Origin of the sequence: Paenibacillus pinihumi DSM 23905 = JCM 16419 (genome assembly GCF_000422505.1) — a bacterium.
GTDB lineage: Bacteria > Bacillota > Bacilli > Paenibacillales > Paenibacillaceae > Paenibacillus_D > Paenibacillus_D pinihumi.
On record NZ_AULX01000027.1, the window covers coordinates 102,999 to 127,473 of the forward strand.

A 24,475-nucleotide genomic window follows, 5' to 3' on the forward strand; every position below is an offset into this window, starting at 1 on the left:
GGTTGCAATGATAAACCAAAAAAAAATAGAAATGGCTTTTAATAGATATAGGAGCAATTTCGTGGATGGAATTAAACTTGAAGATGTTAAAGACAAATATAATGTTAGTAGGAGTAAAATTGAAAAGATTGTTAAACAAAATGACACAGAGAAAGATCACATACTATTAATAAATTTAAATAAAATTTATTCATATTACTTGTCACAATGGAAAAACGATATATTAATTAACGTTGAAAACAATGCAAAAGGATTAAAGAACATGCATAAGGTAGTTTTTTACCAGTGCATGGGGCAAGATCTTTATACAATTAGATATCCTGAGATGATCCTAGGATATACATTTAGAGAAGTCGTCATCACATTAGTTCATTTTGCAATGTATGGTTGGGAGAAAGAAGAGGATATATTATACAATTTTATCAATCATCACTTCGGCGGACATCTAATTGATGCCAATGAAGAGAACAGACATATTTGGTTTTTGCTTGAGCTTTATTTGCAGTATAAAAATAAAAAAATCATGGGAACAAATGAAAAATTGCATCTGGCTGTGAAAAATAAGTTTAAGGAAGATGAGCGGCGATACCACTCGATTCCTGATGATCTGGACGTCTATGATGAAGTGCTTAAACGATGGTCCACTAGTGATCTGCAGGAAATAGAACATCTGATTTCGAAAATGTCTGTACATCATTCCGAATTAGTTTCAGAGATTGGTCAGTTGGGCGAATTTGGCGACTTCAGATATGGATTTTATCCATTTGAAATCTTATTTTTGATCCATGTAAGGAAAAAACTTGGGTTACCAATCCCTACTCAATTAGATGATTTTCTGATGAATACCTCTGAAGCGAAAATGGTGTTTGAAGATCCTGAGCCATACCCTGAATGGGACTCTGCACTTCAGATGATCGATCAATTCTATCGTAAAAACTATTCCGGATATATTCCTAACCAGCATGGAGAGTTGTTTTAGTAAAGGAGGGAACAAGTATGGATGATCAAGAAATAGCAGAAATCATATTCCCTGATGACAACGATCTGGAACAGTTTTTAAAGAATGAGGGAAGCTATGACATGCATGAAGACCTATTAAAATTCGGACTTGAGACGAAAAAGTTTTTATACGTTGACTATAAAGGTGAACAGTATCAAGAGATGGTCAATTTTATGCTAGACTATGAATTTGCCCATCACATTGAATTAGCATCAAAGGAAGAGCTTGAGCAGTTAGAGGCATATAAATATGAATTTTTACCTGATAAAATCAGAGAAGCTAACAAAATACTGTCACCAAAGGGGTATGGACTATTTTCATATCCAAATTCGGGCGACTTTTACGTACTATTCATTGGAAAATTAGAGAATATAACAAAATTGCTGCAAGAAGAATTATTGCTTGATGATAGAATTCCTTTCCAAGAAAGGTGTATTAAGTATTACAGCTAGCGTTAATAGAGACTTTATAACTTAGAGCCTATGATTGTACATCTTCAAGACTGACTTGTGTCAGGGTTTCCTTTCAACTTAATGCTCATAATTATTTTAACCATCTTAAATGTACTTTTCTTTCTAAAGGTTCCGCCATTTGATTTGTATGTATATTAATTGATTCAGCTTTATTAACCACATTGAACAGGTCAATTATGGTCAGATACCTACCATGATTGACCTGCCTTTTAATTTCTCTTCCAATGGAATTTATTGGTTTTGAAAATTGCGTTCTCTTAAAATGTAATAGTCTACCAAAAATAAAACAAAACAGACTGGTCTCTCACGTAAACGTGCAGGGACCAGCCTGTTTTGTAAGCAATCAATCTTCAAAGGAAGAAATTCCGGAACCGTTATTTAAATAGAAAAGAAGCTCCGTCTCAACCTGCTGAATGCGATCAAGCCGCAGGCTGTAGGTCGAAATCGACTCACCCGCTACATGGGCATTCAGAAGACCGGCGCTGCGCAGATTGGAAATATGATCGTGGGTAATCCCTTTTGAAATCCCCAGATGGCGAACAACCTCAATAAAACTTTTCGGCTCATCGCGAAGAAAACGTAAAATCCGAAGACGGCTTTTCTCGCTTAAGCTTCTAAGCAGCCGGTACAATTGAAGCGTCGGCTCATCTTCATCCGTTTGAAGCTCGATCCGGGCTGCATATTGACAGATGGTAAGCGTGCCAAATGAGTAAATTATATTGCCTGGCTGAAAATGATATTGCGGCACAAGTATAAGCTTCTCAAGCCCTTTAACAGGCTCAAAATATAATCCATTGGTCAAGCATGCCGCTTTCTCGTAAGCGCTCAAGCTTTGAAGTTCAGGCTTTTCTACTGTCTCCGCTTGAAGTCTGGATAAAATATCCGGATCGATATGCCGGAAGTAAGCCTCGTTCCAGTCGGAGAGCAGGGCGTATAACCGAGCGCTCACAGCGGTCATATTTTCCGGAAAGGTCTGCATATAAGGGGACAGCATCGCGTACAACTCCCCTAGTTGAAGATCCTTCAGCCAGGCCAGAAAGTCGTCTACACGATTGCTGGCAGGAGAAATATATACAAGCAAATGGAGGAGCTTCCATTCCAGATCGATATCCGTGTTATCCAGACGATTGGCGACCTCAGGGGATAGAGAGGCTTGAACCTCCGCTGGCCAGGAAGTTCCCAGATCGATTCGTTTATACCAGCTCTTGCACAAATAAGCATGGAGGCTGTTGATCAGTTCGTTGACGGGTCTGAACGATATTTCCAATTGGTAAGACAACAAAGCGCACTCCCTTTTTACTGAAATGACTGACTAAGATACTTGTACTGCCCCGAAGCGTAACATGTTTTCATAGTAAATCATTCTGCACTCACCGGGCAAATCTTTTTTCAGTCAAGCCCGCTAAGTATTGCTTACTGTGACCCGCTATACTAAATGGCAAGCGACATAATGATCGTTCCCTGCCTGCCGGAATTCAGGTGTCTCTTCCTTGCATTGTGCTACTGCATACGGGCATCTTGTATGGAACTTGCAGCCTGACGGCGGATTAGCCGGGCTTGGAATATCGCCTTTCAGAACAATTCTTTCCCGCTTCAGCTTTGGAATCGGGACCGGAATTGCAGACAGGAGCGCTTTCGTATACGGGTGCAGCGGCCGAAGGAACAATTCGTCCCGGGGAGCCGTCTCCATCATAGAGCCTAAATACATAACGCCGATCCGGTTGCACAGATGCTCTACGACACTCAAGTCATGGGAAATAAACAGATAGGTCAGTCCCTTGGTGTGTTGGAGCTTTTGAAACAAGTTAATGATCTGGGCCTGTATGGATACGTCAAGGGCAGATACCGGCTCATCTGCAATGATGAATTCGGGACGGAGAGCAAGCGCACGCGCAATGCCGATCCGCTGCCGCTGTCCTCCTGAAAACTCATGGGGAAACCGGTTATAGTGGTAAGCGGACAATCCGCATGATTCCATGACCTCCATGACATATCCGGGAATGTCCTCCTTGGCAGCAAGGCCGTGATCAAGCAGTGCTTCTCCAATTGCATCACCGATCCGGATGCGCGGATTGAGGGAACTGTAGGGATCCTGGAAAATAAGCTGCATCTGGGGTCTGAGCTTGTTCATTTCCGTTTTGGACAGGTCATGCACAGAAATGCCCTTGAACCGGACTTCACCATCTGTTTTGTCATGCAGCCGGAGGATGGTTCGTCCCACAGTGCTTTTGCCGCTGCCGGATTCCCCGACCAGGCCGAAAGTTTCACCAGGTCTGATTGTCAGGCTAATATTGTCAACAGCTTTAACATGTCCCACCGTACGATTGAGAAGTCCGGCAGTAATGGGGAAATATTTTTTTAAGTGTCGTACTTCAAGCAGTGCTTCACTCATACTGTGCCTCCTCCTCATACAACCAGCAAGCGACTTGTTGACCGTCTCCCGACTTTTTCAATTGTGGCTGCCGGGTGTGGCAAACGGGAAGGCAGCTTTCACAGCGGTCATGAAAGTAACAGGACTCCACTAATTCAAGCGGATTGGGTACTTGACCCGGAATCGAGTACAATTGCTCCAGGCGTTGGCCGATAACCGGCTTTGATTTCAGCAGGCCCCGCGTATAAGGATGCTTCGGGTGTTCAAACAACTCCACAACCCCGCCTTGTTCGACGATTTTCCCCGCGTACATTACGATTACATAATCCGCCATTTCGGCGACTACGCCAAGATCATGGGTAATCAGCATCATCGACATCTTGGACTGCTCTTTAATTTGACGAAGCGTCTCCAATACTTGCGCTTGTATAGTAACGTCTAGTGCCGTTGTGGGCTCGTCAGCAATAAGCAGCTTCGGACCGCAGGATATGGCAATGGCGATCATAATCCGCTGAAGCATGCCTCCGGACAGCTCATGCGGATAGGAGGAAGCAATCTGCTCGGCTCTTGGGATGCCCACAAGCTCGATAAGCTCGATAGTCCGTGCATATGCCTGCTTTTTGTTCAGCCTTTGATGGAGCATGAGCGGCTCCATGATTTGCTTGCCGATGGTAATGACGGGATTGAGGGAGGACATCGGCTCCTGGAAAATAATCGAGATATCGTTGCCTCGTATGCGACGCAGCTCCTCTTTCCCGATCTGCAGCAAATCTTTGCCATCGAATAAGATCTGGCCGTTGACGACTCGGCCGTTCGGCCCTTCGACAAGTCCCATAACGGACATTGCTGTTATGCTTTTCCCGCAGCCGGATTCACCTACTATACAGACGGTTTCCCCCTCACCTATGCGAAAGCTGACATCGTTAACCGCTTTAATCGGGCCGGCTTCGGTATGGAAATGGGTGCTGAGGTTGTTAATCTTAAGTAATGATTTCATAAGGATGCCGTTCACCTACTTTTTCTGTTTTGGATCGAGTACATCACGAAGCCCGTCGCCGAACAGATTAATGGCGATGACCGTTAAAAAGATAGCCAGACCTGGAGGAATCCACAGCCATGGACGCTTTTCAAAATCGATCACATTGTTAGCGGCGTCAATCATGTTTCCCCAGGTTGGAGTGGGCGGCATGACGCCAAGTCCGAAAAAGCTCAGAACGGACTCGGATAATATGGCTCCGCCGATACTTAACGTCGCGATGACGATAAGAAGCGGGAATACATTAGGCAGTAAGTGATGGAACAACTTCCTTCTGTCCCTCAATCCGAGCACGACGGCAGCCTGCATATACTCGCGCTCCCGAAGACTGAGCATCTGGCTGCGGACGAGCCGTGCCACGCCCGGCCAGCCGATAATGCTAAGCATGAGCATGACAAGATAGAGCCGGTAATCGGTAGGCACCTTCCACTCTGACATCAGCGCCCCCATGATAAACAGGATGGGGAGGCCAGGGATGGTAAACAGCAAATCTGCGGTTCTCATAATAATCTGATCCACAATTCCCCGGTAATACCCGGAGATAATGCCAAGGATGGTGCCAATGGTCATGGATAAGGCCATGGAGGCAAGCCCGACAGTCAACGATATTCTTCCCGCCTGCAACAGCCTGGTGAGAACGTCCCTGCCCAGCAGATCGGTTCCGAGCCAGTGTTTCATGCTGGGCGGTTTATGCATCATGGCCGGGTTGATTTTATTGTCGGCATAAGGTGAAAATAACGGCCCGATAAAGCAGATCAGAAACATGAAGATAATGAAGATGAAGCCTGACACGGCCAGCTTGTTTTTGCTCAATTGGCGGATTGATTGCCGCCAGAGTGAGGAAGAAGCCTCAACAGGGCTCCTCGCCCGAGCCGTATGGGTTGTAGTAGTTGGAATGGACAAGTTTCGGCCCTCCTAAAAGTTTTGCGAAGCAAAACTCGCTTCGAAAGGATACGCTTGGTTTTGCGAAGCAAAACTCGCTTCGAAAGGATCCGCTTAGTTTTGCGAAGCAAAACTCGCTTCGAAAGGATCCGCTTAGTTTTGCGAAGCAAAACTCGCTTCGAAAGGATCCGCTTAGTTTTGCGAAGCAAAACGACCCATTAAAGTCTGACACGCGGATCGGAAGTATGATAGAGAATGTCTGAAATCAGCGTTCCGATGACAGTCAGGATCGCAATGAACATCGTAAATCCCATCAGCAGGGGGTAATCCCTGACTGTAAACGATTGCATGTATAACTGGCCAATCCCGGGCCAGTTGAATATTTTCTCAATAATAATAGAGCCCCCGAACAAGCCGGGCAATTCAAAGCCGACCAGTGTAATAGCAGGCAGCATGGCATTTTTCAGAGCGTGGCGGAACAGGACAGATCTCTCCTTCAGTCCTTTGGCACGCGCGGTTCGGACATAATCCTGTTTGATGACATCGAGCATATTGCTGCGGAAGTAGCGGGTAAGCGATCCTACGCCGAGCATTACCATGACCGCGACAGGGAGCAGCATATGGTGCAGCACATCCTTGATGTATTCCCAGCCCACGGCTCTGCTGCCTGTAGTTATCATGCCGCCGGGCGGCAGCAGCTTCAAATCGACGGCGAATACTTTGATCAGGAACAGCCCGATAAAGAAGGAGGGAATGGACATGGCGGCAAATATGCCAATCATAACCAGCGTATCGAACAGAGAATATTGCTTGTACGCGGTCAAAACACCGATTACCACAGCGAAAAACCAGGTGAAGAAGGTGGCCACGACAGCAAGCAGGAATGAATTCCATATGTAATCCTGAAACAGATCGATAACGGATCTTTGCTGGGCAAGCGAGTAGCCAAAGTCGCCTTTGAATATATTGGCCATCCAATTGATATATCGTTCTATAATCGGCCTGTCCAGTCCATGAATCTCTCTCAGCTCCGCCTTGCGTTGCTCGCTCAGGTTCATATTGTTGTCTACGTAATCGCCCGGGGTCAAAGAATACAGGAAAAAGATCAGCATAGACGCGCCCAGTAAAATCATGATCATGTATAAACATCTTCGGAGCAAATACGTTCTCATGTTTTCTCCTTCATTAGCCATCCCCGAACCCTGAAAGGGAAATCAGGCGGGGATGGCTGCTTTTATTTCTTATTGAATGGATTGCCTGGGTTATTTCAATTCCCAGTTCGGCAAGCTGTAAGCAATTCCGGACAGCGGGTTCAGAACGAAGCCTTCGATGCGGCCGTTCATTGCCGTAATGGATTTGGTGTAGCTGGAGAACATGACCGGAAGCTCGTCATTCAAGATTTTGAACATCTCATGATACACCTTTTTGCGCTCTTCGATATCGCCTGTCGCCAAGCCTTGGGCGTACAGCTCTTCAATTTTTTTATTTTCGTAGCCTTTCGTCTCGCCTTTGATAAACCGGCTGACCCCTTGCGACGGGTCGCTGATAATCGTAGTTGAGAAGGATGCCATGTCGTAATCGCCACTTTTTACTTTGGCAGACAGCGTATTGAAATCCGGGAACTGTTCGGCTACCAGTTCAACACCAATTTCCTGATAGTTCTCCTTTGCAACAGCGATGAAAATATCGGTGTTTTGGCTTTTCGAGCCGAGGTAATGAATTTTCAGCTTTTGGCCGTCCTTCTCCCTGATTCCGTCAGTGCCCACGGTCCAGCCGGCTTCTTCAAGCAGTTCCTTCGCTTTATCCGGGTCATGCGGGTATGAATTAATGTCTTCTTCCGTATACGACCAAAGAATCGGTGAAGAAGGTATGTTGGCAACGGAACCGGCGCCTTGTCTGGAATCTACGTAGATGAGCTCGCGGTCAAGGCCATAGGTCAAGGCCTGCCTGACTCGCTTGTCCTGTAGATGTTCCTTCTCCAGATTGAACTGATTATATCCATAGTTGCTCGCTGTGCTTGGAATCAGATTCACAAAGCCGAGATTTTTTAATTTTTCAATATTATCTGTTGTGGCGGAAAAGCCGCCATAATCGGTCTCGCCGGTTTCGATAAACTGCCAGGTGTCCCCTTCAGTCGTCTTGTAGATGAAATACTCCGTCTTCGGCTTTCCGAATACATAATGCTCATTGGCTATAAAACGGACTTCCTGGCCCGGAACGAATTTCTCAAGCTTGTAAGGCCCATTTGTAATCGGATTGGCATGCAAGGTTTTGATGTAATCGAGATTTCCGAATTTGTAGTCCTTGCCATAGTAAGCTTTGGACAAAATAGCTCCGCCCAGTACAGTCAATGCCGTGGCATTCGTATCCTCCAGTGTGACCGCTATCGTGCGTTCATCAATGATCCGGATACCCTCGATGGAATCTGCCTTTCCTTCTTTATAAGCTTGTCCGCCCCTGATTTTCGTTTCTACCACATCATTGATGCCGTCATAGGCGGGATCATGCAGCAAGGTCCACGTAAATTCAACATCGGCTGTCGTCATAGGCGAGCCGTCACTATACTTCAAGCCATCACGAAGATAGAAGGTATACGTCAACAAATCATCGGATATGTCCCATTTCTCAGCCAAAGCAGGAATTGGCAGACCGTTCTCGTCAATTCGCACGAGTGGCGTGTACAGAACGGAGTTGACGTTGCCGTCATAACCAACCTGTGTGAAGTAAGGCGTAAACGCCCCGCTTGGATTGACAAGACCGACAATGATCGTATCCGTGCGCTGCTTCGCCCTGTCCGGAAGTTTGGACAGGTCTGTTGCAGCAATTGGCTGTACAAGAACATTTTCCGTTTGTTCAGGCTTCTGAGAAGCATTATCCAAATTCGCAGGACTATTCGTGACTTCTGGATTTTTGTTGGGTTCATTCGAGGAGCATGCAGCTGTTAGAACTGAAATGATGACCAGGAGCACAACCAGTATGTATTGTTGTTTTTTCATGTCAACCACCTTTATCCCTTTTTATGTTTGAAGAAGAAATTTTAAGAATGCTTTTAATAGTATTGATTTCACTTTGAATTGCCAGGAAAGAATCACCTCTTAAAGTAGGGTAGTGAAAATAAACAATAGAATTCCAATAAGATAAGTGTGAATTGTATGCGTGAGTAGCTACTCCAGATTAGTATAGAAATATTTTTCTGTTCTGTAAAGAGGGAACTTTTGTTTTATTCTCTGTGTAGAGAATGAAATTAAGAAGAATTTTTAATCCGATATTAGCTGAGCTTTTCCGGGTCCTTCTCCTATTTGCGACAATTAAAGGGAGCGGAGTATCTTGCAGCGACAGGGGACTGTGCCTGATACGGTTCATCGGCGTACTATTAAGATGCACTTTTTCTCTTTATGTATATGAATCATCATGGAGCCAAACAATAAGCTAAAAGGATAGCCTTCTCTAATACTCGCAACATTTGCAAACTAAAAATAACATGGTCTATATATGCAGACACTAAAAAGGGCGGATATAAAAAAGGGGGAAACAGCATGAGGACGACAATCATAAGGGATGGACAGGCTGTGCTGCCGGGTAAGGTTGTGAAGGCAGATATCGTAGTTCGCGGCGATGTCATTGAAGCGATTATCCAAGAACCTCAAGATCAAGTTAAGCTGAGTACGTGGATAAACCAGCCAGATTCTTCTCCAAATGACTCCGTTACCCTGATCAATGCTGCCGGCCGGTACGTTCTCCCCGGGCTGATCGATATCCACTGCGATGCCATCGAGAAAGAGGTTCAGCCTCGCCCCAATACCTTGTTCCCTCTGCAAATGGCATTGATTGAATTTGAACGCAAACTGCCGGTCCACGGAATTACTTCGATGTATCATTCCCTTTCCCTTGGAGTCGGGCTGAGCCTTAGAGGCGGTCATTTGCTTACCCGACTGGTTGATCTGATCCATGCCTACAAAAAGCGCAGAGCCATGATACGCCATGGCATTCATTTGCGTTATGAAGTATCCCATCTGGCAGGCATACCTGTCGTTGAACAATATGTGCAAGAAGGCAAGATTGATTATTTATCTTTCATGGATCATTCCCCCGGACAAGGTCAATATAAAGTGCCGGGCTCATTCGAAAGCTATGTCATGAAAAATCAGGCGGTTAATGTTGATGAGGTCAAAAAAATCGTGGAAGAGCTGTTAGCACGGCAGCAGCTTGTTGATTGGAAGCACCTTGAACGGCTTGGGATTCTGGCAGCTCAAAAAGGCATTTCGGTTGCTTCCCATGACGATGACAGCCCGGAGAGAGTTAACCGCTTCTTAAGCTTTGGCGTCAATATTTCCGAATTCCCATTGAATCTGGAAACTGCTCAGCACGCAGCCAGCAAAGGTCTTCATGTATGTGTGGGAGCCCCCAACGTCGTACGCGGAGGCTCCCACGATAACAATATGAGTGCTATTGCAGCCATTGATGCAGGTGCAGCGGATATTTTGTGCTCGGATTATCATCCCGCTTCTTTGCTCGCTGCGGTGTTCAAGCTGTCGGGTATACTTGATTCATCAGAGACAGCCATCGGATTGCCTGAAGCTGTTTTGATGGCCAGCTTGAATCCCGCCATTGCGCTCGGTGTGGATAAACAGCTAGGTTCAATTGAACCCGGAAAAAAAGCGGATATGATTATCGTCGAAACTTTTGACAATTACCCGATGGTATCCACAGCAATGGTTGATGGCACTGTCGTTTATGAAAGCAGCACCTATGTCCCATCACAGCATTAAGTTTACAGCATTAAGTTTACTGCTTATGCAGCTCGCTATGGAGGGAGTGCACAAGCCTGTTTTGGGTCGGACTGTCACAGGCCTTCCAAATAATTTCAAACAAAACACCGAGCCCGGGCAAAGCATGCTCGTCACCGCCAATGGAGCTTTCGATTACATCGGACAATTCTTCATTTGATTTGTCATGCACGCGTTGAATAATGGCTTGTCTAAGGTCCAGATTATCCATGCCTATCCCTCCATTTGATCGATTTCCCGTTTAATATTCCCGCACTCAAACTGTTTCATCCTGTTAAGCAAAGCGCGCAAAGTCAGGTTTAGCCATGGGAAAAGGCTCCCCGGACAGCAGTGGCTTCGGATGAAGCGGCAGATGTGATATAATGCGGTTAAAGCTTTTAGGAACGGGAGGACGGGAATGAGTAAAAAGCAATTTGCAATTATTGGAATGGGACGTTTTGGCTCAAGCGTTGCCCGTTCTTTATCTGATATGGGCTTTCAGGTACTGGCAATTGACTCTGACGAGCAGCGGGTACAGGAAATTGTCAACATTGTTACATATGCGGTTTCCGCAGATTCGACAGACGAAGAAGCAATGCGTTCCATCGGCATCCGCAATTTTGATGTAGTGGTCGTGGCTATCGGCCAGGATATTCAGTCAAGCATTTTGACTACGCTGATCTTGAAGGATATGGGGGTCTCCCGCATTATTGTGAAGGCTCAGAATGAGCTGCACGGGAAGGTGCTCAATAAAATTGGAGCAGACAAAGTCATTTACCCGGAGCGTGATATGGGCTTAAGACTGGCTCATAATCTAATATCGCCGAACGTTCTGGATTTCATCGAGCTGTCTCAAGATCACAGCATTGTTGAAATTCAAGCAACAGCGGGTATAATTGGACAAAGCTTGAAGGAACTGAATATACGCGCGAAGTACAATTGCAACGTCATGGCAATTAAAACAGGCACCAATATGAATATTTCACCCAATGCCGACGATTTGCTCAAACCTGAGGATATCCTCGTTGTAGTCGGAAAAAATAAAGATCTTAAGAGCCTGGAGCTGGCTTTTTCGGAAGGCTGATTGTGAAAATGAATAAGCATACAACCCATATTACATCGGTTCAGAACACGAAAGTGAAGCAGTGGGCTTCTTTGCTGGAAAAAAAGCACCGCGAGCGCAGCGGGCAATTTATTATTGAGGGTGTGCATCTGGTACTGGAGGCAGTTCAGGCAGGAATTGAAATGGAATGCATCGTCTATGACGCGGACAAGGGGATTCCGGCAGAACTGAAGGGCGGAACAGCCGCGGCGGCCCCATGCGAATGGGTGAGTGCCCCTGCCCCTGTGCTTGCGAAATGCACCGGAACGACAACCCCGCCCCCGGTATTTGCTGTCGTGTCCAAACCGACTTATAATAGTGAGAAATTGTTCAACGAGCAGGCACTGGTTATCGTGTTGGATGGTGTTAGTGATCCCGGTAATGTAGGCACTATCATTCGCAGCGCGGATGCTGTCGGAGCGGATGCTGTTGTTCTCGGTAAAAATTGTGCCGATGTCTATAACCCAAAGACGGTTCGTTCCACGATGGGGTCGTTGTTTCATTTGCCTGTTATTGAGGCCGATTTGGGACAGTTGCTGCCTGAGGCCAAGCAACACGGAATTCGCCTGACGGGAACAAGTCTGCAAGCCAATCATTCCTGCTATGGCTGTGACTGGACAAAGGCGACATGGCTCGTTATGGGCAACGAATCCAAAGGGCTTTCTGCCGAGGTTGAGCAGTTGATGGACGAAACGGTGCTTATCCCGATGCGCGGCAAGGCGGAATCACTTAACGTTGCAATGGCAACGACAGTATTGCTGTATGAGGCTTTGAGACAGAGAGAGTTTTAACTTGGGTCTATACTATAGATGTGAGTTATAACGTAACTTGAAACTGATTTTAAGATAGTTTGAGACTGTTTATAACATCAAAACGAGACAACCAGATGGCATCAAAACCTTTGTAATACAAGGGTTTGCTGCCATTTGGTTTATATATGAGCTTGAAAATTTTTAAGATGAATGTAAAAAAAGTGTACTTCTAGACCCAGTAAAATTTTATCTCCTAAGTTCGGACAAACCGAAAGATTATATCCACTTTAGCTGAGGATTATTCGCCATTATTAGGGGAAGAATTAGAAAGGATGAGTTTATTATGATCGGTGAAAAAATAAAGGCTTTTCGAAAATTACATATTTTAAGCTAAGTTGAATTTTCAACAGCTCTTGGAATATCAAAAGGTAATCTCAGTGAAATAGAGAAAGGTAATAGCAAGCCCTCTGCTGATACTTTAATTGCTTTAAGAATCAAGTATGGTTTTGATTTGAATTGGTTGTTGGTTGAGGAATTTCAAAATCGACCTAATTACCAGGAGGGGGAATACGCATTCTCACTAACTCCAGTGGAAGCTGATCTTATTTCAATGTATAGAAGGCTCAATTCAGGCTATCAAGAAAATGTTATTGAATTTGTTGATTATAAATTACAGAAGAAGAGCAGGGAGTTCTAAACTATGGGATGGTTAGATAAAAATGAGGGAGTGATTTCGAAAATATCAACAGCCATATTCACAGGATTGGGAACCGGTTTAATTTTTGCCGGAGAATATGTTCAGGCAATCGAAAGTTTATTAATCGGCACTTTAATTTATGGTTTATATCGAATGAATTTAAAGCTTGAGAAAAAGTAGTTTGATTAAGTAACAAGCTATCCTCCCGATATAAAGTTTGTCTCCTCAAAGATTACGAAGTCTTGTGCATATGAATTCTCATGGGGGCTTTTCTTCGCAATTAAAGTTCTTTCTTTGCTGATACAGGGCTTCATTATTTCCTTTCGCAACTTACAAAATGCATACACAAATCTACTGTTGTGCTATAATCTTACATAGAAATGTATGGATATCATATTGCTAGTTGTGTTGGTCTAATAAATTAAGAAGGGCAATTCCATGTGTAAGGCGGAATTGCTCTTTTTAGCAACTGTAACAAGCAGTTATTAAGAACTATTTACTAGATAGCAGGGTGTCTTTTAATTGACCATTGCACTCTTGGTAGGAGGATGATAAAAATGGGGAGCATTAATATCGAAATGTTTCCAGCTTCTTATGGAGACAGTTTTCTCATTTCATGTGGCGATGGAGATATGGAAAGAACAAATCTTCTGGTTGATTCAGGCTTCATATCAACTTATGAGAATTATCTCCGGGATCGATTGCAGCAACTTAATGATAGTGGAAATTGTTTAGCTTTGCTTGTGATTACTCATATCGATGCTGACCACCTATCTGGGGCATTGAAACTCTTAGAGGAAAATGGACATTCTAGTATTCCAAAAATAATCCCTATAGATAAAGTTTGGCATAATAGCTTTAGACATCTTCAATGGGAAAAGAATTCTTCTCCTCCAGAACTAACGATTATAGAGAAAAAGATCCTGGAGGAGATTAATACACAAGGCTATCCTAATGAACTTAATAACGTAGAAAATAAGGATAAACCGATTAGTGCTAAACAAGGCTCTTCACTTGCGAGTTTAGTCTTTCAGGGAGGTTATTCATGGAATGTAGATTTTGCTGGACAAGCAGTATGTGTCGAGAATCGGCGTGAAATTGATCTTGGCAACGATGTGAAGATTACAATGCTTTCCCCAACATTTAACAAGCTTAAGCAATTAGGCGAATACTGGAAGAGAGCGCTATACAAAATGGGATACAAGAAGGAGATCACTGATAGTGACATTTTTGATGATGCATTCGAATTTCTTGTGTCTAGAGAAAAAACACGTGCTATAGTCAATCGCGAAAAGAAAGTTTCTTCTTCCCAATTAAATTTAGAGGCACTGTCGAGTAACCCTTTTACTGAGGATACAAGTGCTGCAAACGGAAGTTCTATTGCGTTTATTTTGCAATTTATGGGCAAAAAGATTTTGTTTCTGGGTGATTCTCATCCTTGTATTATTGAGCAGGAACTTAGGTCTCTTTATGGTGAAGGACCGATCTGGTTTGACGCAGTGAAAGTATCTCATCATGGATCTAGTGGTAACACAAGCCCAAGTTTACTTAAGCTGATTGACTCTGCTAATTTTTTAATTTCAACAAACGGAATGAGGTTCCACCATCCTGAACTGGTTACACTTGCACGAATTGTGTGCAGAGAAAGCACGGAAAAGCGAAATCTGATCTTTAACTATAAGACACCTGCATCAAACTACATGGACGATAAACAACGTAAAAAAAAATATAATTACGAAGTTCAGATTTTATCAGAAGGACAAATTAGCATTTGAGGGGGATAGTACTTTGGAACATTTTCCTGAGATTGAAAAAAAAATAGTACGTGTTGTATGTGATGAATGTGAAGAACGTGGTACTGCGTTTCTAATCAGTGACCGCTGGCTTCTTACGGCAGAACATGTTGTTGCAGGGCATGGCCATTCTCCTAATAAAATGGTCACGTTAGAAATTCCATATTTGTTTGATAGAGAAATGTCAGTGAAAGCTAAAATTGTGGATATGGATGAATCCCTGGACATTGCACTCCTTGAATTGACTGAACCTCTTGAAGGGATAGAAGGCTTGAATCTTGTTTGTACACCAATTCGCTACAATAATCCTTGGGAAACTTTTGGGTATCCTAAGTCTAAATTAACTGCAGGGGATCGTTTTACTGGTTATGTGAAACGGGCTCGTATTCGAAATGAAGGTTTAACATGGGATATGGATTTATTTCCAACTGATAAAATTGGTTTCTATGATGATGAGGGTACTGAGGCATTGTCTGGTGCTCCAGTCATTATCAATAGGGCCGTACAGGGGATTATTCTTCGACAACTCGATGGTACTCTAGGTGCGATTAGTATCGAGAAAATTAGAGGTTTCTTGGAAGAAAATAGTATACCATATGAAACATTACGTGATTCTAATGAGCTTCCTGAAGGATTGAACGAAATCGCAAAACAGGCTCTCCACAATCGTCCCGTGATTGAAGATTTAGAGAAGCATATTAGTCAGAAGCAACAAGGTTTCTTACTTCTAAAGGGTAGCCCAGGATCAGGGAAAACAATACTTAGCGCAACTTATACTCCAGAATCTAAGGGAATAGATATTTGTGGAAAGTACTTTGTTAGAAATGACTTGGGGAATATACCAGTTTCATTCCGAGCTTCTGAGTTTACTTTTGCCGAATGGTTAGATGCGAACATACATCGGATACTTTACAATGCAGTACCTGAAAAAAAAGATCGACTTTTGCATGAGTGGGTTCAGCACCTCAGTGGTGGATTACGTAAATTATCCGCATATTATGTAGACAAAAATCAGATTGGTGTTTTCTTCATCGATGGAGTTGATGATGTTCACCATTTAGGAAAGACAACAGAGTTTTTTAGTTTTATACCAGAAATACTACCTGAAAATATTGTGATAATCATCTCATGTCAGACGGACGAAGTCCTTCCTCCTCGTCTGCAAGCACAATTATCTTCAGACAGGTTAATCAAAGTGGTGCCTCTAGAAGTAGAGCAGTGTAGACATTATGTTTTGACTAAAACAACAGGTGGCTTACAACTACCACTAGCATTAGTAGATTCAATTTCAGAGAAATCTGAAGGTCATCCACTTTATTTGCGATATTTGGTTGAGTATGCGAAACAGTTGGGTGATATAGAGAAAATAGAAAGTTGGATTCAAGAAGTACCTGCATTTGGTGGAGAGATACGTAATTACTACGAGTCAATCTGGCAAACCGTTCGAAAAAATCAAAATGAAATCTGGATCTTGGCTACAGTTGCAAGGTTGCGTAACGAAATTGATAGAACATCCTTGGAGAGGATGTTACCTGCTGAAGCGAGGTACGTTTTTCTTACCGTTTTTCCAAGGTTACAACATCTTATGGTTAACGATGAAACAATCTCGATGTATCATTCTTCTTTTGCAATATTCATTAACGAAAAAACAAATGAAATTAATGAACGGGTTCATAAGGTCGTATCGCAATTCTGTATTGAAAATCTTGAGCACTCGTATGCAATTAAAAACATACTCTTTCACATGTTGAATGCTGATGAGGAAATGCGAAAAGAAAGTCTCCTCTACTGTAACCAAGAATGGGCAGATAGATGTGCCAGAGAACATGTAGAACCTGATATTATTTTAGAGGATTTAAAGCATGTCCTGAGCGCCGCGATTACTTTAGGAGATTTTAGCAGCGTTGTTAGTCTTCTTCTTCTATCTCAACGTATCAGCTTTAGATACAATAATATTTTGGCTGGATATGCCTCAGAGTTGGCAAGCACCTTAATCGCTATGGGGAGGTCAAAGGAAGCGATTCGGTATATTATCCGCGAATCAGTTTTGATTGTTGCAGCGGCGGACGCTCTTTATTTTTTGCATTGTTTATATGAAACAAGAGCAGTAGATGAAGCTGAGCAACTATTTAAAGTAATTCGTTTGCAATTTATAAGTGAGATGGACCGTGGAACTGTAGAATTTGGAACCATAAAATTTTACTATGCGGCATGGAGTATTAAATCTGGCATGACTTCAGATGATCCCGGGTATGAATTCTCAAATCATTTAAAACAACTAATTAAACTTTTAAAACAGAATGAGTCAGATGATGGCGACTCTAGACTTATTGAAGATATCGTTGCTTTTAATGCGGCATATTTGCTTTGGAGTAGAGGGCAATACATTCCTATTAAGAATATTGAGGAACAGGGAGGGGGCTTTGGGCATGGTATTTCTACATTATTATGTAAGATCCTTGTTCATCTGGAACGTTTTCAATCTTGGGGCAACTTCACGATAGAAGGCTCCTTATATAACGAGTTTTTACATGATATCGAATATGTAATTCAACGATATGGTATTGATGAAGATGACAGGTCGTTAATACTTATTGCAATTACGGATGTAAGTATCAATAAGGATCTTATTGAGCAATTAATCAAGGAATTACCGAGTGAAACAGAAATTGGGTTTTCGTTACGAAAACCTAATGGTGTTGATTTTGATTATGAGGCTATTACGAGTTATTTAGATGCATGGAGGTATAAAGGGTTTCTGGATGACGAGGATAACTACCCCTCGATTATTAACTTTTGTGCCTCAAATTGGGAATTATATTTTGAGGAAATACTCTCTTTCCTGGGCTACGCTTTAGGAAAAGCTTGGAGATCATTGTCTGCTAAGCAAGAGGATTCACTCAAAAAAGTCTCAGTAGCGATAGAACAACAATTGTTACCCCAGCTATTTGTGTCACTAAAACAGCGAGTAGGTTGGGATAGAAGCTATTCTTTACCAGAATCATATTATCCCTTTGTACTTGGAGAAATTGCTTCCTTATACGTAAAATATTTTACCGATCAGCTCCCAGAATTCGTTAGGATTATTGAATTACACTTCGCGGATCAACTTGGGTTATATACTGAAGGGTTCCGTGAGGCAATGTTTTCAATCGTTACGGAAATGTTGAAGACAAAAAGGCATGTAAAAAGCACTTTTTCTCTGTTGAAAGTCTTGGAAGAGCATATTACTTGTGGAGTGCAAAATCGTTGGGAGCGTTCAAAAGACCTACTTCTCATTACTGAACTCTATGCAAAACTTGGAAGTGAGCAGCGGTATAAAATCACTTTTCAGAAAATGTTGGATACTTCTATGGGACCTTCCTGGTACAAAGAAGACCAACTTACGCTTCTTGAGACGTCGATTACATACTTACAAAGTTCAGGTGAACTGTCCGCACATTTAAAAGAAATTGCAGGACATTATGATTTTGCATCAGGTGAGATGACGTTTCAACGTTATGTTCGGCAAGTAAAGGAGGCTTTTGTCGGAAGTTTATGTTCTATGGGTAGGGTTGCACAAGCAATTGAATACTTTAAAAATACAGTACTTCCTCCCCCAGAAAAAGTTCTTCAACTTGCAGAAGCGGACCAAGTGGATGGTCCGGAGGTAGGGAAAGGATATGTCTTCGGAGCTGGAGGACTTGAAGAACAAAGTTGTATTCTGGAGATTCTCGAAAATGCTTCCAATGTGAATGGGCTTTTGAAGTGGGCGTTTTGTGAATTGTTCCTAGTTGGAGATTATCGATACTTCGATCGTTTTACAAGAATTATGGCGGACTTGCTAAATGAAAGGGAAGCCAGTGGTTCAGGTGAACTGTCGGTGCTTTATCGTCGATTGCTAAGAATTATAATATCTGATATGTCACCAGATAATCGCTTGGAATTGCTATCTAATTTGAAGCAGTGGTTAACTGATACGAATTATTATCAATTAACTTTATTATTGCAAAAAGCAGACCTAAGCTTTGAGAGTGAAGATATCTTTGAATCTGATTTGCAGCAAACGCCAATGCAAGATGCGAATTTTAATGTCAAACAAGATCAAGATGATGCTTCTGATGAGGAAGATAATGAACGTATCATGTTACCAGGTACTTTCGGTAAAAAAAGTGCCTTGAAACAATTAGATCAGCAAATGTTGATAGCTAAAGATCAACTTGATATAGAAAATATCCATTTAGCAAAACATCATTTAATCACTGGTTTGGTGGGTGTTCAAGCGGGAGCATGGAATATATGGACAAGTAACTCAGGAACAGAAATAGTCGAAGCTTTTGAAACGCTATCTGGCTTATGCAATACCGAGGAATTTGTTTATTCCCTTCGCAGCTTGATTTTGAATGAAGTATATTCTAGTGACTGGTTAATTGTAAATAAGATTATTACCACCATGGGGAAAAAGTTGAATACCTCTGAAGCTATTAAGGTATTTTATTCTGTACTAGAGCATTTTCGTTTCATGTTAAGAACCCCGGATACTTTCATCGAGAAATATAAATGGTTTGAACAAGAAACTCATGATTTATCCAACAACATGCTGTTGACAGATCTATTTATTTGGCTATTTATTCATCCAAAAAACATTTATAAACATCGAGCACCCGAAATAATGAAAGGGCTAGCTACAGTTGATGCAAACTTCTTTGTTCCTATGCTCATCAATAAGAGTTTATCTGAAGAAAACAGTATCTGGCCTGAAATCTGTGCTGGCATTTTGCATAGCTTAGCGCTTGAAGACCCGAGCTTGGTTTGGGAACATATCCGGGTCGAAGAAAATCGAAAACGTATCATCAAAATGGATCATTTCATGGTAAGGCATACGTTCTTAGAAATAGTTGAACTTGCTGATAAGAAATATGACGATACGAATGATTTTCACACGACGTTATCTGGAACTTTTCAACCTAGCCTCACAAATCGAATGTCTACTTCCTATCAAGGATTAGGTATCCCAAGCTGGTTAAGGCATTTTAATGAACTTCTCGAGCCTTTGGAACGATTAGGAGTACTGGTGTCAACTGATTATCATGATTTAGTGAGCACCATATCTCACTTGTGCCTTCCTCTTAGTGTAGAAGAGTTCATTAGAGCTGATAGTTATGTAGCAAGAAGCTATAGATCCAATCAAAAGTTTGAACAACTCGAAAAAGTTGTTCGAAAAGGAATTAACCAACTTCTTTCAAAAAAAAGAATGAACAACGAAGAGCTAACTCAGGTGGCTGATCATTTGCGTATATACAATCCATACTTTCCTAATGAAAAAATACGATTAAAGAGCAAATCTAGTCTAATTATGTTGATCGAAGAGTTACTCCTAGGTAATGGGGATGCTGAGCTTTGTACGCAAGATGGTGCATATGATTATCTTCACTATTTAGAGACTGTATTTTTTCCTAGAGAAGGTCAATTAAAAGTGGTGGAGATTATTGGTTTTTTGGTAGGACCAAATGCTTTACAAAATGCTTTTAATCTTAATGATGTATACCAGAGCTTTTTCCCTAATGAACAGCCTAAATTACGAGAAATCTCTTCGACAGAACGTTTGGTATATCGGCCTACGGTATATAAAGTCGAACTTGAGACCAATGTAACTGGCGGCATTATGACCCCCGCGTTTCTGCACCCCTATTTTGAAGGGCTCTTAGGTGAAATTCAACAACAAGAAATAATTAGGGAAAGTTGGTTGGAGGGTAGAGACTGGGATGTAGATCGGATTGGCATTCCTCTACGGGAAGGATGCCGTTTGCTAGTATCAAAAGAGAAAATCAAGCGACTTGATTTGACGCCTTGGAGATTGGTGTGGCTCGTAAAATATGACTTTTCAACACAATTTATTATTGATCGTGATTATAGGTCAGTTTATTCTGTTAACTAGGAGGGAGTCAAGTGAACTTCGAGCCAATGGAAACACCCAGAAATAGACGAGAATTCGAGAGGAATTTTTTCATAGCTGCTGAACAGCTTCACAATAACAAAATACATTTTTCGTCTAAAGTTAAAAGATCGATTGATGGACTTCGAAAAGTCAGGATGCTACCTAATAATCGTATCGACTTCTTAAGTGTCGATGAAGCTGCACGGCTTCATGTAAATACGATGGCAAATTTTAGCCAATTTAAATTTTAAAAATATGTAATAAAGGAAAAAGGCAGTTCCATAAGCCGCGGCTTACATTCTGAACAAAAATAAGTTAGGTTCCTCTCGGATTACAGATTTCTAATTCTTTATTACGGATGCTTAATCAAATATTTTTCTTTACTCTGTGAGATCTTACTGCTCACAGAGTTTTTTATTTGTATTTAGATTTAATTTATTACAAATATCTAAAAAAGGATATAACTGATGATAGAATCATAGAAGGGAGTTCGAAAAATGATTAAAGAAAGAATTTTTAGCGGAGCAAGAAAATATACTGGGCGAGTAATAACATCAATGCTAATCAAAATCAAAAATTCAAAAAGATATCCGAACTATTTATTGATAATGATCTTGATTTAACTTTAAAAGAAATAGTTCATGGTTTTGAGTACATTTAAAAGAAGAGCTAGTATGCAAAGAAATATGATTTTCCAAGAATTTGGAAACAAAAAGCAAGAGTAATAAAGATGTTGCTAATTTAATATCTCAAAAAATCCGTGAGGAAATAGCCTCTGAGGATAAGAATGGTTCAGAACGTAAAGTCCAGACGCAATACATTTTTAATAAGATTACTGACTGGTTTCTCAAGGATCCAAATATAGCTAAGAACTCTTCCTTGATATATACGATAATAGGCACCTTATATCCAGTAGGGAAGAAACGATCTGGAGACTTAATCTTGCAGATAAAGTTGAAGAAACTTTAAGTAAGTATAATTTACCCGTTGATAAGCTGGATGAATTTCTTTCTCAAAAAAATATAGAGCTTTTTTCGATATTTTCCGAAAATAGTCATGAAGGTATGTTAATTACTGTACTTGCCCAAAATTAGTTCCATGAAATGTAAATAGAGACATACTTGACTCTCTGCGTAAAATAGAAGTACCACCAACCACCCCACGCAGAGGAGAACAAGATATGTCTCATACGTCTACTTTATCACAAGAAAACCATTGGAACAATCGCCTGGACGATTGGAAACTTCCGCTTTATTTCTCCAAACCTGCTCTTCATCACATTAAGCATTTCGTGGATGGGATGCTTTCAACCGGATATACAGGAACGTTAACGGATATTCACCGGGAAAGCCTGCCCTCTTGTGGCAGCGACAGCTCTTTGAAACAGAGCAACGGCCAGTTATTCGGACGGATAATGGGCCGCAGTTTATTTCACATGTTTTTGAAGATGCATGTGAGGAATATGAGGTGGAGCACGAAAGGATTCCGCCAAAGACACCAAATAAGAATGCACATATTGAATCGTTCCATAGCCTATTTGAAGCCGAATGCCTGCAACGGCATGAGTTTTATAGCTACAAAGAGGCTTATGAAGTCGTAACCCGCTATATTCGTTTCTACAACGAGCGGCGCATGCATGGAAGTCTGTATGATTTGGCTCCAAAGCAGTTCCGACAAGCAGTAGCCACGCAACAAGTGAAGGCTAAGATCGTGAAATCTGAGAAATATTGAGAAATACTAAGCCAAAGCTTGAATAAGTAACTCCGACTCAAATATTCGGGTGTTTAACCGGTTAACAGTACTTTCCCGGGCTCACCTTGATTAAATTGCCGCTCTAATAAATTTGGGCATGTACGATGCTCTTGTGTAGCCTTAGCCATCTTTCGATAGGGATTGGCTTGTCTTACTTTAGCTACCAAGTTGTATTTACGCATAAGCCTGCGTATTTTCTTATGATTCATAATCACGGTATCTCTACGCTCCAGATGCATCTTGATCGTGAGTGCCCCTGCTTTACCTTTTAGAGAAGAAAAGTGCGTTTGGATGAGTTGATAGTCGGCCTCATCGCTAATCTCACGTTTCTGCCTTACTGGTTCCGCTTTAAGCCAAGCATAATATCCACTACGGCTAACGTTTGCAGCGGCGCATAAATAGGCGAGTAAACCCTTTAGCTGATGCTTACGAGTAGTGGTCTCGGTGAGTTCGAAAGTCTCTGAAGGAGTTAGCGTTTGCGCTTCGCCTGCCTTTCTAGAGCTTCGAGCTTTTTTAGAAATTCATTCTCTGCTTCTAAGAGCTTAATCTTTGCCTCAGCACGTCTTAGTTTTTCTTCTGTGCTTAGTTCCTTAGATGAAGGCCTTCCCGTGCTACCTTTGCCTCTTCGTTCCATAAGTAATCCCTCCTCTCCAAACTTGTCGTACGTTGCTCTCCAACGTTTCAATCCTCTCTTAGGCGTTTCTGTTGTTAGACTAGAAAGTAGACACAAAGAACCGAGAATCGGATACAATAAACCTATCCAAATTCGAGGTGAACGAAGTGACAAAGAAAACCTACGATCAAGCGTTTAAAAGACAAGTGGTACAGATGATTCAAGAAGAAGGAAAAACGGTTCCTCAGGTAGCGAAAGAGCTAGGGCTGCACACGAACACGGTATACCGGTGGGTGTCCGAAATCAAGCAGGATGGCGGACAAGCCTTTCCTGGAAGTGGACAACTCAAAGATGATGACAAGGCGATTAAAGCCTTACAAAAACAAATTCGTGACCTCCAAGAGGAGAACGACATTTTAAAAAAGGCCATGCACTACTTTGCAAAAGACCGGCACTGATCTATGCCTTCATCCACAAATACCGCTTCCAGTGCCATGTCGCGAAGCTATGTGCTGTTATGGATGTTTCCAGAAGCGGTTATTACAAATGGACAAAACGCAAGACAAGCAAGCAAGAGAAAAGCCGTAAAAAGCTAGAACAGCGTATTCGTCGAATCTTTCTAGATTCTCGCAGACTGTATGGGAGCCCGAAAATCACGCAAATGCTTCATAAGCAAGGCAGCCGCGTATCGGAGAAGACCGTAGCTCGAATCATGAAAGAGCAAGGGTTAAAATCCCGAACCGCTAAGAAATATAAAGCCACGACAAACTCCAAGCATAACCTACCTATTGCCGAAAATGTGCTCAACCGCCAATTTCGCCCCAACACTCCGAATCAAGCTTGGGTGGCCGATATCACCTATATTGCGACGGATGAAGGTTGGCTGTATTTGGCGAGTGTGATGGATTTATATAGCCGCAAAATTGTCGGCTTTCAAATGAGTGACCGGATGAATAAAGAATTAGCCCTTCAAGCGCTTGATCGGGCGTATCACCAGCAGCGACCGTCTAACAGCGTGCTACATCACTCCGACCGGGGCAGCCAGTATGCTTCTCATGACTACCAAGCTCGACTAAGCACATACAAGATGATCGCTAGTATGAGCCGCAAAGGTAACTGTTATGATAATGCTTGCATCGAATCGTTCCACAGCATTCTTAAAAAGGAACTGATTCATTTGGAGAGGTTCAAGACACGCGAACAAGCACGTAAACGCATATTTGAATACATTCTCTGCTTTTACAATGCCAAACGGATTCATTCGACCATCGGGTATCTCACACCTAATGAATGCGAACGTAGGTACAGAAAGGCGGCCTAA

Annotated in this window: 20 protein-coding genes and 2 pseudogenes; 13 read left to right on the plus strand and 9 right to left on the minus strand. The window is 42.2% G+C overall.

Annotated elements, in window-relative coordinates:
• The first annotated feature begins 7 nt into the window (after window positions 1–7).
• On the plus strand, window positions 8–979 hold the full coding sequence (locus H583_RS0110075; protein ID WP_028560358.1) for a hypothetical protein: 972 nt from the start codon (window positions 8–10) through the stop codon (window positions 977–979).
• A gap of 17 nt (window positions 980–996) precedes the next feature.
• Window positions 997–1,452, plus strand: coding sequence for a DUF6630 family protein (locus H583_RS0110080; RefSeq protein ID WP_028560359.1), 456 nt, complete (start codon window positions 997–999; stop codon window positions 1,450–1,452).
• A gap of 364 nt (window positions 1,453–1,816) precedes the next feature.
• Here the strand turns inward: H583_RS0110080 and H583_RS0110085 are convergent, their stop codons facing one another.
• The 6 genes from H583_RS0110085 to H583_RS0110110 all read right to left on the minus strand — a co-directional run bounded on the left by H583_RS0110085 (window position 1,817) and on the right by H583_RS0110110 (window position 8,758).
• Window positions 1,817–2,752 carry an ArsR/SmtB family transcription factor gene (locus tag H583_RS0110085; protein WP_028560360.1) on the minus strand — a complete coding sequence of 312 codons (936 nt, stop codon included), beginning with the start codon at window positions 2,750–2,752 and terminating at the stop codon, window positions 1,817–1,819.
• 147 nt (window positions 2,753–2,899) lie between these two features.
• Window positions 2,900–3,865, minus strand: coding sequence for an ABC transporter ATP-binding protein (locus H583_RS0110090; protein ID WP_028560361.1), 966 nt, complete (start codon window positions 3,863–3,865; stop codon window positions 2,900–2,902).
• Window positions 3,858–4,841: an ABC transporter ATP-binding protein gene (locus H583_RS0110095; RefSeq protein ID WP_028560362.1), complete on the minus strand. Its 984-nt coding sequence runs from the start codon at window positions 4,839–4,841 to the stop codon at window positions 3,858–3,860. Before H583_RS0110095 ends, H583_RS0110090 begins: the two co-directional genes overlap by 8 nt.
• A 15-nt stretch (window positions 4,842–4,856) precedes the next feature.
• Complete coding sequence (opp4C, locus tag H583_RS0110100; protein WP_028560363.1) at window positions 4,857–5,783, minus strand: oligopeptide ABC transporter permease; 927 nt, start codon at window positions 5,781–5,783, stop codon at window positions 4,857–4,859.
• 197 nt (window positions 5,784–5,980) lie between these two features.
• Window positions 5,981–6,934: an ABC transporter permease gene (locus H583_RS0110105; protein ID WP_028560364.1), complete on the minus strand. Its 954-nt coding sequence runs from the start codon at window positions 6,932–6,934 to the stop codon at window positions 5,981–5,983.
• A gap of 90 nt (window positions 6,935–7,024) precedes the next feature.
• Window positions 7,025–8,758 carry an ABC transporter substrate-binding protein gene (locus H583_RS0110110; protein WP_028560365.1) on the minus strand — a complete coding sequence of 578 codons (1,734 nt, stop codon included), beginning with the start codon at window positions 8,756–8,758 and terminating at the stop codon, window positions 7,025–7,027.
• Window positions 8,759–9,298: 540 nt separating this feature from the next.
• Here H583_RS0110110 and H583_RS0110115 point away from each other — a divergent pair.
• Window positions 9,299–10,531 (plus strand): alpha-D-ribose 1-methylphosphonate 5-triphosphate diphosphatase, encoded by a 1,233-nt coding sequence (locus H583_RS0110115; RefSeq protein WP_028560366.1) that lies wholly within the window; start codon window positions 9,299–9,301, stop codon window positions 10,529–10,531.
• Window positions 10,532–10,547: 16 nt separating this feature from the next.
• Here the strand turns inward: H583_RS0110115 and sspI are convergent, their stop codons facing one another.
• A complete protein-coding gene (gene sspI, locus H583_RS0110120) occupies window positions 10,548–10,760 on the minus strand; it encodes a small acid-soluble spore protein SspI (RefSeq protein ID WP_028560367.1) in 213 nt (70 codons plus the stop codon).
• A gap of 186 nt (window positions 10,761–10,946) precedes the next feature.
• On the opposite strand from sspI, the gene H583_RS0110125 reads away from it, so the two are divergent.
• The 9 genes and pseudogenes from H583_RS0110125 to H583_RS32475 all read left to right on the plus strand — a co-directional run bounded on the left by H583_RS0110125 (window position 10,947) and on the right by H583_RS32475 (window position 22,520).
• Window positions 10,947–11,612, plus strand: a complete 666-nt coding sequence (locus H583_RS0110125) for a potassium channel family protein (RefSeq protein ID WP_028560368.1) — start codon at window positions 10,947–10,949, stop codon at window positions 11,610–11,612.
• Between the two features lie 8 nt (window positions 11,613–11,620).
• Window positions 11,621–12,421, plus strand: coding sequence for a TrmH family RNA methyltransferase (locus H583_RS0110130; protein ID WP_028560369.1), 801 nt, complete (start codon window positions 11,621–11,623; stop codon window positions 12,419–12,421).
• 370 nt (window positions 12,422–12,791) lie between these two features.
• Window positions 12,792–13,079, plus strand: a pseudogene (locus H583_RS38115) (helix-turn-helix domain-containing protein); the annotation flags it as partial.
• 3 nt (window positions 13,080–13,082) lie between these two features.
• Window positions 13,083–13,259: a hypothetical protein gene (locus tag H583_RS36585; RefSeq protein WP_154665853.1), complete on the plus strand. Its 177-nt coding sequence runs from the start codon at window positions 13,083–13,085 to the stop codon at window positions 13,257–13,259.
• Between the two features lie 377 nt (window positions 13,260–13,636).
• Entirely contained in the window at window positions 13,637–14,854 is a 1,218-nt protein-coding gene (gene avs1a / locus H583_RS0110145; protein ID WP_028560370.1) for an AVAST type 1 anti-phage system MBL fold metallo-hydrolase Avs1a, read from the plus strand.
• A gap of 13 nt (window positions 14,855–14,867) precedes the next feature.
• A complete protein-coding gene (locus H583_RS0110150; protein ID WP_028560371.1) occupies window positions 14,868–20,789 on the plus strand; it encodes a S1 family peptidase in 5,922 nt (1,973 codons plus the stop codon).
• 26 nt (window positions 20,790–20,815) lie between these two features.
• The gene (gene avs1c / locus H583_RS37970; protein WP_036709117.1) at window positions 20,816–21,040 is read left to right on the plus strand and encodes an AVAST type 1 anti-phage system protein Avs1c; all 225 of its coding nucleotides are present in this window, start codon (window positions 20,816–20,818) and stop codon (window positions 21,038–21,040) included.
• Between the two features lie 929 nt (window positions 21,041–21,969).
• Window positions 21,970–22,143 (plus strand): annotated as a pseudogene (locus H583_RS37555) (IS701 family transposase); the annotation flags it as partial.
• Between the two features lie 5 nt (window positions 22,144–22,148).
• A complete protein-coding gene (locus tag H583_RS32475; protein WP_051236262.1) occupies window positions 22,149–22,520 on the plus strand; it encodes an integrase core domain-containing protein in 372 nt (123 codons plus the stop codon).
• A gap of 53 nt (window positions 22,521–22,573) precedes the next feature.
• Here H583_RS32475 and H583_RS37975 read toward each other — a convergent pair whose 3' ends face one another.
• Window positions 22,574–23,062 carry an IS3 family transposase gene (locus H583_RS37975; RefSeq protein WP_081667085.1) on the minus strand — a complete coding sequence of 163 codons (489 nt, stop codon included), beginning with the start codon at window positions 23,060–23,062 and terminating at the stop codon, window positions 22,574–22,576.
• Window positions 23,011–23,175: a hypothetical protein gene (locus H583_RS36590; RefSeq protein WP_154665854.1), complete on the minus strand. Its 165-nt coding sequence runs from the start codon at window positions 23,173–23,175 to the stop codon at window positions 23,011–23,013. The genes H583_RS37975 and H583_RS36590 overlap by 52 nt, the downstream gene beginning before the upstream one ends.
• A gap of 194 nt (window positions 23,176–23,369) precedes the next feature.
• On the opposite strand from H583_RS36590, the gene H583_RS0110180 reads away from it, so the two are divergent.
• Window positions 23,370–24,475 (plus strand): IS3 family transposase gene (locus H583_RS0110180; RefSeq protein ID WP_281170107.1). Its coding sequence is split into 2 segments (ribosomal slippage): window positions 23,370–23,580 and window positions 23,580–24,475, totalling 1,107 coding nucleotides; the frame shifts between segments, so codons are not numbered across the junction.